General features: G+C 60.6%; 8 protein-coding genes and 1 pseudogene. All 9 read left to right on the top strand.

Annotated features, from left to right (window positions below; all coding sequences use genetic code 11):
- Positions 1 to 124 precede the first annotated feature (124 nt).
- A complete protein-coding gene (locus ACFVWL_RS18945) occupies positions 125 to 1,168 on the top strand; it encodes a YcaO-like family protein (protein WP_387186222.1) in 1,044 nt (347 codons plus the stop codon).
- 317 nt (positions 1,169 to 1,485) lie between these two features.
- Entirely contained in the window at positions 1,486 to 2,283 is a 798-nt protein-coding gene (locus tag ACFVWL_RS18950; RefSeq protein ID WP_387186225.1) for a hypothetical protein, read from the top strand.
- On the top strand, positions 2,267 to 3,517 hold the full coding sequence (locus ACFVWL_RS18955; RefSeq protein WP_387186228.1) for a hypothetical protein: 1,251 nt from the start codon (positions 2,267 to 2,269) through the stop codon (positions 3,515 to 3,517). Before ACFVWL_RS18950 ends, ACFVWL_RS18955 begins: the two co-directional genes overlap by 17 nt.
- Positions 3,514 to 5,022 carry an alpha/beta fold hydrolase gene (locus tag ACFVWL_RS18960; RefSeq protein WP_387186230.1) on the top strand — a complete coding sequence of 503 codons (1,509 nt, stop codon included), beginning with the start codon at positions 3,514 to 3,516 and terminating at the stop codon, positions 5,020 to 5,022. The genes ACFVWL_RS18955 and ACFVWL_RS18960 overlap by 4 nt, the downstream gene beginning before the upstream one ends.
- A gap of 28 nt (positions 5,023 to 5,050) precedes the next feature.
- Positions 5,051 to 5,947: a hypothetical protein gene (locus ACFVWL_RS18965; RefSeq protein WP_387186232.1), complete on the top strand. Its 897-nt coding sequence runs from the start codon at positions 5,051 to 5,053 to the stop codon at positions 5,945 to 5,947.
- A 498-nt stretch (positions 5,948 to 6,445) separates the two neighbouring features.
- Positions 6,446 to 8,077 (top strand): AMP-binding protein, encoded by a 1,632-nt coding sequence (locus tag ACFVWL_RS18970; protein ID WP_387186235.1) that lies wholly within the window; start codon positions 6,446 to 6,448, stop codon positions 8,075 to 8,077.
- A 99-nt stretch (positions 8,078 to 8,176) separates the two neighbouring features.
- Positions 8,177 to 10,756 (top strand): leucine--tRNA ligase, encoded by a 2,580-nt coding sequence (gene leuS / locus ACFVWL_RS18975; RefSeq protein ID WP_387186240.1) that lies wholly within the window; start codon positions 8,177 to 8,179, stop codon positions 10,754 to 10,756.
- 95 nt (positions 10,757 to 10,851) lie between these two features.
- The gene (locus ACFVWL_RS18980) at positions 10,852 to 11,472 is read left to right on the top strand and encodes a ComEA family DNA-binding protein (protein WP_387186238.1); all 621 of its coding nucleotides are present in this window, start codon (positions 10,852 to 10,854) and stop codon (positions 11,470 to 11,472) included.
- 12 nt (positions 11,473 to 11,484) lie between these two features.
- Positions 11,485 to 11,735, top strand: a pseudogene (locus ACFVWL_RS18985) (hypothetical protein); the annotation flags it as partial.

The raw sequence follows: 11,735 nt of genomic DNA on the forward strand, positions 1-11,735 counted from the left end.
CGGGGTGTGTTTGCGTTTCTTTATTTTTATACCCCACCGCTCCCCCCCCCCAAAAACACGTACTCGGGCCACACCCCCGCGGGGGGGCCCCCCCGCGCCCCCCCCCCACGGAGGTGGATAGGCGATGAAGACGATAGAACTGCTCGACGGGGCCTTGACGATAGCCTGGGCAACGGACGGGGACACCGGGATTTCCGGGGCCGGCTGTTCCAAGGATTTACGCACGGCGATGCGTAAGGCCGAAGCTGAGCTATCTGAGCGAGTCTCTCTAGCCGCCGCGGAACGACGATCCGTTGCGCGCGAAGCGCTCGCAGACGATGCCGTACTCATCGATGACCTCGCAGGTCTGGAGGGCAGCACCCGTTGGATTAGATGCTCGAGCCCCGTCTTGAGCAACTCAGGCCTGTCTCTTCAGTTGTCAAGAGAGTGGGTTCCGAGCGAGGCCGTCGTAATCGATCCAGCCATGTCATCCTCGGGAACTCGCCGCGACTTTTTTCCGACTACGTGCGGTACCGGTCGTTCCGACACCGTTGAGGGGGCGCTATCGCACGGCTTGCGCGAGATTTTCGAGCGAGTGCTGATCCAGAAGGTGTGGAATGGCGATCTCGTGGATCTCGAAGTGGCGGCCCCTGAAGATTCGACCGCGCGCTTGAGCGCGGCAAATCTGGAGCTCGCCCACGCGCTGAGTCGTCATCCCGTGAGCGTCCGATTCCTGGAGGTTGGCTTCCGTGGCATCGTCTCCACGATTTGTGCGATCACTGATACGACGAAGACGTCCACGACATTCGGGGCCGCTTGCCGTTCGAGTCGCCGTTCGGCGATCGAGCACTCGATTCACGAATCGCTCCAGGTCCGTCTTGCTTTATCGAACTTGGTCGACAGTGGGCTGCCGGTCGCACAGCACGCAAAGAGGTTGAAGGAAGAGTCGGCGCTTCAGTGGTCCTTCATGGATAGCGGACGCGCGACCGGGCAGGTGGAGTATGTCGACCACGATGCGTGGTCGCAGATCAGACTCTTGGGCGATCTGATAGGTCGCAAACCGAAGATCGTGGAGGTGGATCGGTCGGACGAATTCTTCACACTTAAAGTGATCGCACCTAATAGTGGCGTTAATTCGAGCGAGCGCGGGGAACCGATGGCGAGCGGGATTCACTATCCACTTCTATAAAGTCGAAAAACTCCTCTTAAAGGTGGTGTTTAATGCAATCACACTGGAGACATATCCTCCTGACAAAAACCAGTTTCGACGAAGTGCCGACCGCGGCGCCAGTCGTTGCAACAAAGGGGGTTGGCGAATTGCTTTCGCTTTTTGGCCAGCCACCAACGGAGGGATCTCTACCACTCACTTCGATCTTACTTGTGAGTGGGTTACGATCGCAGCTTCTGGAGGAGTATGACGAACACGCAGACCTCATCGTGAGTCATGGCGAACCGCGAGGAAAACACACTCTATGCAGCATTGGCGAGAGAACTCGAGAATACGTGATGAGATATCCAGAGCTCGACACCGCCGACAAAGCGCGGTCGGTAGCGATTCTGAACCTGCTTACAGAGCAGAATCTCCTCGTCCAAATCGTTGGCGATTCGCTCGAATTGAAGCCGGGGGATCTGTCTGGCGAGTTTCTTGCCCTCGAGATTGCTCGCGGCCTCCACAGAGTGTTGCATGATCGCACAAAGCCTAGAGAGATGTTCAGCACCCTAGCAAGAAAGGGAAAATCTCCGGTGGTCCAAGCCGTCGCGTCAGTGCAGCTGAGCGCATCATTGCTTAGAGACCGGATCGAGGACGAGATGATCGACGAGCACTTCGCCCTCGCTGCGTCGGCGGTCGATAGGGTCGACGAGGGATTCCTTCGAGAATTGTTGCTCAGTCGGACGCTTCGTGCTCGCGCATTGGCGGAGTTCAGACACGTTGAGCTAAGGAAACAGGTCTTCGACGACGGAGCAGCACTTGTCCAGGCTTTGGCATTCGGAGAGAGGGCAGCAAAAGTGGCTGCCTCATCGTATGAACGTCACCTTGCGGAGGAGAATCTTAAGATTGTTTGGGAGTCGACGTTGAAGGCGTCGATCGCGCTGAATCACGCGGAACTGTTCGAGAAGTCCTTCGAAACACTAAAGAAGATGGATCCCAACGATCCATCTCTCTATGTTCTCGCCGCGCGAGCGGGCTCTTCAGTGTTGCCGTGGGATGCGCGACTAAGACTTCTGCGCAAGGGGGCAGGATTAGGGTCGCCGCTCGCTGTCCGCGCCCGGGAGCTAGTCGCGGAGCATGAGATTCGTTCGTGAGAGGTCGGAGTTCTTAGACGTGCGCGTAGCTCTCATTCTTGCAATCTCTGGTATCGCGCTGAGTAGTCTCGGGAACGAGGTTTTTGAGTACGTCCTCCTCGAGGCTGGAGGCGTTCGACTGCCTGTTAGCCCTTTCCTCCTCGGCGTGGTGCTTGCTGTCGTCGCGTTGTTGGTGCCGTGGCTGAATGTATGGCTCACTCGTCGTCTCGGCTCCGTGAATCGCGTGCTGGTTGCGGTGCAGGTGGTGGCAGGGGCTACGGTGTGCGGACTCGGTGTGGTTTGGTCGGGCGTCGGCGATTCTGCCCTAGCAATCACGGCGTACAGTATCTGCTCCGTTTCCACCGCTGCCTCGATGCTCGCATCAGCGTGCATCACCATCGTCGTGCGAAATGCCGGAGACGACGGGAAGTTTACCGACAGAACAGCCATACGACTCATATCATTCGCTGGTACCAGCTACGCATTCGCTTCCATCGCGGGACCGTTGGTTGGAGTGCTTGTTTCGGAGGTTGTGCCGGAATCGGGACTTATCGTCGTTTCGGGTGCGCTCGCGGTTGCCGCAGGTCTGGCGGCACTACCTGTGCGCGGTGTACGAGGAGGAGATAGAGGCGCGCGTGCTCAATCGAGCGTTCGGTTGGGGATTCGCAAAGTGCTTGGCGACAAGGTGATTGCCGCCATGCTGCTCGGTCTCTCGGTTTCCAATCTCACCATGTTCGGATTGATCTTCGCGCTGCCTTCGTACTCTCGCGGCTTAGAGAGCGCGCCGCTTCTCGCGTTGCTGCTCACCGCCCCGGTGATTGGCACTCTTTTCGGTAATCTTCTCGCCGGACTAATTCCGAGCCGCAGGTTTCTCGTGTACATCACGGTCTTCGATGCCGCACTACGGGGCTTCTGCGTCCTCATGCTCGGGGTCTCGAGAAGCATCTCGCTCAGCGTTGCCGTGTTGGCGGTCGCCGGGCTTTCACAGGGACTCTCGCGCGTAGGGAGACAAACACTGCTCCTGGACAGACTCCAACGAGAGGATCGTGTGCTCGGTATGAGTGCCTATGCATCGGCTAACCGCGTGTTGCTTCCCCTGGGCCCCGCGATCTTTGCGATGACGATGTATTGGGCGGGATCCGCGGCGATCACGATCCAGATTATCGGTGTCTGTTTGCTTGTGATTGGCGTTCTCGTCGCTTGGCGGCTGTTCGCGCCGCTGAGGGTGATTCGGCAGGGAGCGACACGCTCATGAAGGTGATGCGCGCGGGGAACAAATCAGGAACACTCACGGCAGCCCTTCCTGAGCCCTTCGTCCGCGGTCAGATCCGGGCGGGTCGCGGAGCATATGCCCTTGTGTCCAGTTCCGTACTCGCGCTGGTCGACTCGTTCGGGGATGTCAGTGTTGCTGACCTCCGCAGCCCGGGCATAAGAGCGGGCACGGTGCCGGCCGATTCGCGATTTGGCATGTCGGAGACCGGCGACGCTCGCGCAACGTTGTGGGTGCGCGAGCGGTCTCGCGGTGATGCTATCCAAAGCGACCTTCGAGGTGTAGACAAACGGAGGGACTTGTGGGGGCTCGACTGTCGAATGTCATCGCGAACGGCTGACGTCCTTGAGGTTGCGCAGGACCAGGGGATCCGAGTCCTGCAGGCTGGCTTGTTACGTGTGAGGCTCACCGGAGGAATGAGAGTACTCGCGGCTACGGTCTCGCCGGATGGATCTCTCCTCGCCCTCACCGTCTCGCGTAGAGGGGGCAGTGTCAGCCGAATTTTCGATATCGTGCGTGGGGCGATGGTTGGGGAGTTACCGATCAAAAATGGAGTGGTCGCTGCGTGGGTCGACAACACGAGAGTTCTGATCACCGCATGGGAATGGCCAAATTCGGCGTTAGTCGAATTCGACGTCCTTACGGGGTCTTCAAGAACGCAACTCGTTGTTCATCACCGCACTGTCGATGACGTGACAATCGCCGAAAACTCCATCGCCTTCACTCTCACCGGAGCCGCGGAGCCACGGCAACTGGTCTCAGGAACCTACAACGAACTCCGAGAAGACTCTGCGAAAGCCTCGACGCCGGATGGTGTTTTGCACACACGAGTGGGACCGCGAAAGCTCCCAGTCATCGTGATGGAACCTACCATGGAGCTCAGAGGCACCGTTTACCTTTTCCACGGCGGACCGGGGGGACGATGGGAGCCGAAGTACAGTCCTCTATCGGAGTCGCTCCGCGAGATGGGCTTTCAAGTCGTCATGCCTAATTTGTCGAGCAGCTCGCTTCCTGAGACGTCCGCGCAATGGAGCAAGAGTTCGCGATTGGGAGAGTCAGATGTGGAAGATGCCATCGCAGTGATCAAGGCAACTGCCAGAGGAAAGAAGATCATCGTGGGCGGGCAAAGTTACGGTGGCTTCGTCGCTTGGCAGGTAGGGCGTGCCATGGAGAACATTCACGGGGTCTTCTGCCTTGGGGGCTTTCTCTCCCCAGACAACCTTCGACGCAGCGCTCATCGTGAGACCCGCGAACTCCTCGCGACAGGAATGTTCAGCACGGTGGACGCCGGGCGACGATTGCCTCCCCTATTTTTTGCGCACGGCGGGCGCGACACGCGGATACCTTCGGAGGACTTGCTCGAGTACATTCACGATCTTGGCATCGAAATGACGGGCCTCGTGATAGACGAGATGGGTCACGGCGTCACATCAGACAGCGATGCTGCCCAGATATACCCGGAGATGTTTTCGTGGATTCGGGATGTCTGATTCTACTGCTTCGATATAAGGAGAATACGTGGACGTGAGCACCACCTTAGAAGAGCTTGATCTCCCGACACTTAAGGGGCTATTTAGGGCTGAGTCAGCGTGGGCTGAGCCTCGCGATGACTCAGACCTCAAACAGTTACAGCGCTCCCTACGCTCGAGCGAGCAAAGTGACGAGAAGATATCTGCCGTCAAAGGGTCTCTCACGGTTTACGGCTCGTTGCCACTCGACTATTTGATTGAGACGCCCGACGTGATCGTGAGCGACTACGTTCACGTGTTCCTTCATGGGATGGTGAATCGGCGGGAGTACCGTCCGCCGATGTTCTATCGCAGGTCAAGCTCTCGCCGCACGCGCGGAGTTTGTCTCTTTCTTAGTGACCCCGTCTTCCACGTCTCCGAGGACGCCGGAGTCGGGTGGTATCTATCAGCATATTCCAAGTTGCGGCCTGCGATCGAAACACTTATCGCTGAGATTTGCGCCCGACACGGCTTAAACGGAATCGTATGGCACGGGACGTCCAGCGGTGGCTATGCAGCAATTCGTATGGCATTGGACAGTTCCATGCCGAGCGTCGCGTTGGCAGCAGCGCCTCACAATGACCCCCGAGATGCGCCGCACTGGCACATGTATGAAGAAATCAAGTCGATCGCTAACGGAACAGATCCCGTGCCTCTGAGTGACCTCCTCGAGACGACAGTGAACGCACGCTCTGGCGTTGTGACCCTTATCAACGACCGTGATTGGCATCACCTCTATGCACATCTACCACATATCATGATCGCGAAAGGCGTCACATCGCGCAGGCACTACCTGGCGCGATCGGGGTTGGGTCACTTCGGGTATAGAGAATCTGACTACTGGGAAGCCTACGAGGCTGCGATCGCGATGCTGTCTGATCTCCTGAAACGAAAGGCAGGCGCATGACTCCTTTGATATCTCCGCTCGCGATCGTTGATTTAGATCCAGCGACAGCGGCGCTCCTCACTAACGCGGGGTCGACTACGCAACTGCTCTCAACCGTGACCAGGAGAACGATCGATGTGCTCGTCGTGCACGCCGGGCCGGTCGTGCGGACTCTCGAGAACGCGTTCGCGTACGATCGGGCACGCCCTGCCGGCAAGATTATGATTCGAGAGTCGATCTTGTACGCAGGTGCAGAACCCGTTTCTCGTAATTTGGTATTGCATTCGTCGCAACCAACAAGCTGGTCGACCGCTGTCGCGCAGCCCATCGGGACTCAGTTAGCTAACGCAGGAGTGGTGCCGACGCGTCAGATCCTGAATATCGGCCAGGATCGAGAGACTGGGTACGCGGCGCGGGAGTATGTATTAGCAATTCCAGCCTCGCAGGAGGCTGCCTACATCCGCGAGGTCTTTCATCCGAACATCGCGCCAATGCCCCAGGAAGGACCGTGAAGATCGCATGACGAGTAATAGCGACCTCGCCCTGGCTGAATTCTTTCGAGCGAGTGGTCTAGACCCTGACTTGATGCTCGTTGACTATGTGTTCGCGTGGGCGTCTCGTCACCCGCGGCGCGTGGCCCTTGTGGATGATGCGGGACAGGTTAGTTACGAAGAACTGACTGCAGATATCCTGCGACTGGCTGATGCATTGCGCGGCCTTGGTCTAGTGTCCGGAGAATATATATCAATCGCTCTTCCAAATTGTCGTGAATGGGTGGTGGCGCATCTCGCAGGAATGCTGATCGGTTTAATTACGAACCCAATTTTGCTTATTCATCGTGAACGAGGGATTGCGCGGGCGTTGTCGAGCGTGGAAAGTCGCATACTCATTACCGTAGATAGCTATCGTGGATTCGACTATGTAGACGCCGTGCTGCGTTCACGGGCCAATGCACCGAGCCTCGAACACGTCGTGGTTGTTGGTGGGCGTGTTTCAGAGCATGAAGGTGTCACCCCTTGGAAGGAGCTCATGGCTGTTGGCCAGGTAATTTCTCCTGAGGATCTGAGGCCGTTGAAGTCGACCGCGGACTCCGCGGCCGTGGTCTTTTATACCTCCGGAACGACAGGTTCCCCGAAGGGAGTCGTTCATACGCATGCCGCCCTGATTGGCGCCTCAGTTCCCTGGGTGGACCGCCTAGGGATGTCGGACGGCGACGCTGTTCATATGACTTCTCCTTTTGGTCACCTCATGGGATACCAGTTCGGCGTATCGCTCCCGCTCATTCTTGGTGGCACCGGAGTCTTTCAAGCGGAATGGGATCCGGAGCGTTTTATCGCACTGGTTGATGAATGGCGAGTTGTGCATACGTCTGGCGCGACCCCCTTTTTGTTTGATTTTCTCCGGTCTTTGAAAGATCCGGCGCGTGTATCGTCGCTCAAACGTTTTCTTTGCGCAGGTGCTCCGATTCCCCGCGCGCTTGTCGAAGACGCAGCGCATAGATTACCGATGCTCGATGTTCTCGGCGCCTGGGGGCAGACCGAATGCGGGTTGATCTCGATGTGTCTCCCATCAGACAGCGAGGATAAGCGTCGTACAACCGACGGGAGCGCGCTGCCGGGGGTGAAGATCCGCGTGCAGGGCGATGACGGTGCTCCGCTGCCACCGGGGTCCCGAGGGAATTTGCAGGTGCAGTCGCCATTCTTGTTTCGTCAGTATTTGGGAGATCTCGCAGGCACGGTTGATGCTTTCACGCCTGACGGTTGGTTCATTACGGGCGATCTTGGCACGGTCGACTCCGATGGATTTGTTCGCATCTCGGGACGTGCGAAAGACCTCATCATCCGTGGGGGCGAGAATATCCCAGTAGTCGAGATTGAGGACGAACTGCTTCAACACACTCAGATCCGTGACGTGGCGATCGTTGGTGTTCCGCACGAGCGGCTCCAGGAGATCGCAGCTGCATGCGTTGTCCTGGAAGATCCTCTGCGCGCTCTTCGGCTCGAAGATGTTCAGGACTATCTGCGGTCGCGCGGGGTGGCTAAGAACTATTGGCCAGAGGTTCTGGTTATCAGAGAGTCGCTCCCCAGAACTGCTGTTGGCAAAGTTCAGAAGTTCATGTTGCGACGTGCCCTGGAGGCGGCGGTTCGCTAGGCGCGATCAGCGTGGGCGGCGCCGTGCCCGCGCTAGCGCGATGTTCCTTTCGGTTAGTGTGATGGCATCCCTTTTCCCTTCAGATTGGTCGTGCGTTCGTTGTCTGAGAACCTGTCCACCTCTCCCGTCGACGAGGAGACCTCCTCGGCGCACGCTATCCAGGCCAAGTGGCAGAAGTACTGGGCGGAGAACGAGACGTTCCTCACCGGCGGCGACGACGACGACACTCGCCCGAGGAAGTATGTTCTCGGCATGTTTCCGTACCCCTCGGGCGATATGCACATGGGCCACGCGGAAAACTACGCGTATGTAGACATCGTGGCCCGCTATTGGCGGCATCGTGGATTCGCCGTTCTGAACCCGATCGGTTGGGACTCGTTCGGCCTGCCGGCAGAGAACGCCGCGATCCGCCAGGGCGCCGACCCGCGGGAGTGGACGTACCAGAACATCGCTCAGCAGCGACAGAGCCTGACGGAGTTCGGTACGTCCTACGACTGGTCGCGTGTGCTGCACACGTCCGACCCCGAGTACTACCACTGGAACCAGTGGCTGTTCCTGAAGCTGCACGAGCGAGGTCTGGCCTATCGCAAGAAGAGCGCCGTCAACTGGTGCCCGAACGATCAGACGGTGCTGGCGAACGAGCAGGTCGTCGACGGACGCTGCGATCGCTGCGGTGCCGAGGTCGTGAAGAAGAAGCTCACGCAGTGGTACTTCCGGATCACCGACTATGCGGACCGTCTGCTCGACGATCTGAACCAGCTCGAGGGATTCTGGCCGCACAAGGTGCTGCAGATGCAGCGCAACTGGATCGGCCGCTCGATCGGTGCGGACGTCGATTTCCGCATCGAGGGACGCGAGCAGCCGGTCACGGTGTTCTCGACACGTCCCGACACGCTGCACGGCGCGACCTTCTTCGTGGTGGCTCCTGATTCCGACCTGGCGTCAGAGCTGGCGGCGGATGCTCCTGCCGAGGTGCGCGAGCGCTTCCAGAAGTACCTGGCCGAGGTGCAGAAGACCACCGATGTCGACCGCCAGGCGACCGATCGTCCGAAGACCGGTGTCTTCCTCGAGCGGTACGCGATCAACCCGGTCAACGGCGAGAAGCTGCCGGTCTGGGCGGCCGACTACGTGCTGGCCGACTACGGCCACGGAGCAGTGATGGCCGTGCCTGCGCACGACCAGCGCGACCTCGACTTCGCGCGCGCGTTCGACCTGCCGGTCAAGGTCGTCGTCGACACGACGGCGCCGATCACCGGCGCGATGCCCGTCATCGAGGTCGACGAGGAGGGCGTGCCGATCGACACCGGTGCGGCACTCGACGAGCAGAACCCCGCGTCCACGGGTATCGCGCTGACCGGAGAGGGACGGATGATCAATTCCGGCCCGCTCAACGGTCTGTCGAAGCGCAACGCGATCGCCCGCGCTATCGAGCAGCTCGAGGCTTCCGGCACCGGTCGCGCTGCGAAGAACTACCGACTGCGCGACTGGCTGATCTCTCGTCAGCGCTTCTGGGGCACGCCGATCCCGATGCTGCACGCCGAGGACGGCCGGATCATCCCGGTGCCCGAGGACCAGCTGCCCGTGAAGCTGCCCAGCGTCGAGGGACTCGACCTGAAGCCCAAGGGATCCTCTCCGCTCGGTGCGGCGGAGAGCTGGGTGCGCACGGTGGATGCCGCCAGCGGCGATCCGGTGCTGCGCGACCCCGACACGATGGACACGTTCGTCGACAGCTCGTGGTACTTCCTGCGCTTCCTCTCGCCGAACAGCGACACCGTCGCATTCGATCCGGCTCAGGCTGCACGCTGGTCGCCGGTCGACTCGTACATCGGCGGAGTCGAGCACGCGATCCTGCACCTGCTCTATGCGCGCTTCATCACCAAGGTGCTGTTCGACATGGGGCTGATCGACTTCACCGAGCCTTTCTCGAACCTGATCAACCAGGGCATGGTGCTGCTCGACGGCGCGAAGATGTCGAAGAGCAAGGGCAACCTTGTCGAGTTCGCGTCGAGTATGGTGTGGCCCGGTGCCGACGTCACACGCGTAGCAGTAGTTTTTGCCGGTCCGGTGGAGGACGACATTGATTGGGAGAATGTTTCCACGACCGGGGCGCAGAAGTTCCTCGTGCGTGCGCTGCGCATCGCGAACGAGGTCTCGTCTCCGGTCGACGTGGTGTTCGCCGGAGGTGATTCGGTGCTGCGCCGTGCGACGCACAAGCTGCTCGCCGATGCTCCTTCCCTCGTCGAGCAGACGAAGTTCAACGTCCTCGTCGCTCGTCTGATGGAGCTGGTGAACATCACCCGCAAGACCATCGACGGCGCTGCCGGCGCGGCTGATCCGGCTGTCCGCGAGGCCGCCGAGACGGTCGCCGTGATGCTCGACCTGATCGCCCCGCACACCGCGGAGGAGATGTGGGAGATCCTCGGTCACGAGCCTTCCGTCGGCCTGGTGACGTGGCGCTCGGCCGACCCGGCTCTGCTCGTCGAAGACACGGTGACCGCCGTCGTGCAGGTGGGCGGCAAGGTGCGTGCCCAGCTCGAGGTGTCGGCTCGTATCGGCGAGTCGGAGCTCGAGGCTCTGGCACGCGCCGACGAGCGCGTGATCCGGTCGATCGGCGACCGCGAGATCGTGAAGGTCGTCGTGCGTGCTCCGAAGATCGTGAGCTTCGTCGTCAAGGGCTGATCGGCACTTCTCCACGGTGGACGATCCGTTCGGGTTGTCCACCGTGGGGGTGTATCCGGCGCGCCCGACGCGCGGGCGACCTCTAGCGTGGCCGGATGGCAGCCCCGCAGACTCCACCTCCACCACGGCCTCGACTTCGTCTGAGTGTCGGAGCGGCGATCGTGCTGGCACTCGTCGTGCTGTCGGCTGCCGTGGGGCTCGGAATCATGCGCGGCCAGGCCGCACCTGCCGCATCCGTACCGCTGACGGGAGACGACACCGACGCGGCCACCCGGTCTGAAGGTGACCCATCAGGCGAACTGTACGTGCACGTCCTGGGCGCCGTGGAGAAGCCAGGACTCTACGTGCTCGATCTCGAGGCGAGAGTCGTCGATGCGGTGGCCGCCGCAGGAGGCACGACCACCGACGCGGATCTGACCGCGGTCAACCTCGCACGGGTGGTGGACGCCGGGGAGCAGATCGTCGTGCCGGTGGCCGGCGCGACGTCGGATGCACCCGGCGGAGTAGCACTGCCACCGGGCGACGACCGGGTCGATCTCAACACGGCGGATCAGGCCGCACTCGAAACGCTGCCGCGCATCGGGCCCGCGTTGGCGGAGCGGATCATCGCCTGGCGCGAGGAGAACGGTCGGTTCGCCTCCGTCGACGACCTCCTCGCGGTACCGGGCATCGGAGAGAAGCTCCTCGCGGGCGTGCGTGACGGGGTCAGGGTGTGAGGTCGCGTGATCATGAAGCGGCGCGATCTGCGGCTGCTGCCGTTGGCCGTGGCGGTATGGGCGGCTGCGCTTCTCTGCGTGTTCTGGCCCGGGTGCTCGTGGTGGGTGGTGGGAGGCTGCACCATCGGTGCTGGGCTCACGGTGCCCGCGGCGCGTGGTGGAGCGCTCCGGCGGTTTCTCGGCGGGGGAGGCCTCGTCGTGGTGATTCTCGCCGCGATGGCAGCCACCGGCCTTACCGTCGCCCTCGCCCTCCCCACGCGCGA

It is taken from the genome of Microbacterium sp. NPDC058269, from assembly GCF_042881445.1.
Taxonomy (GTDB): domain Bacteria; phylum Actinomycetota; class Actinomycetes; order Actinomycetales; family Microbacteriaceae; genus Microbacterium.

Coding starts and splice junctions, on each gene's coding strand:
- ACFVWL_RS18945 (WP_387186222.1), top strand. CDS start 125: ATGAAGACGATAGAACTGCTCGACGGGGCCTTGACGATAGCCTGGGCA.
- ACFVWL_RS18950 (WP_387186225.1), top strand. CDS start 1,486: ATGAGATATCCAGAGCTCGACACCGCCGACAAAGCGCGGTCGGTAGCG.
- ACFVWL_RS18955 (WP_387186228.1), top strand. CDS start 2,267: ATGAGATTCGTTCGTGAGAGGTCGGAGTTCTTAGACGTGCGCGTAGCT.
- ACFVWL_RS18960 (WP_387186230.1), top strand. CDS start 3,514: ATGAAGGTGATGCGCGCGGGGAACAAATCAGGAACACTCACGGCAGCC.
- ACFVWL_RS18970 (WP_387186235.1), top strand. CDS start 6,446: ATGACGAGTAATAGCGACCTCGCCCTGGCTGAATTCTTTCGAGCGAGT.
- ACFVWL_RS18980 (WP_387186238.1), top strand. CDS start 10,852: ATGGCAGCCCCGCAGACTCCACCTCCACCACGGCCTCGACTTCGTCTG.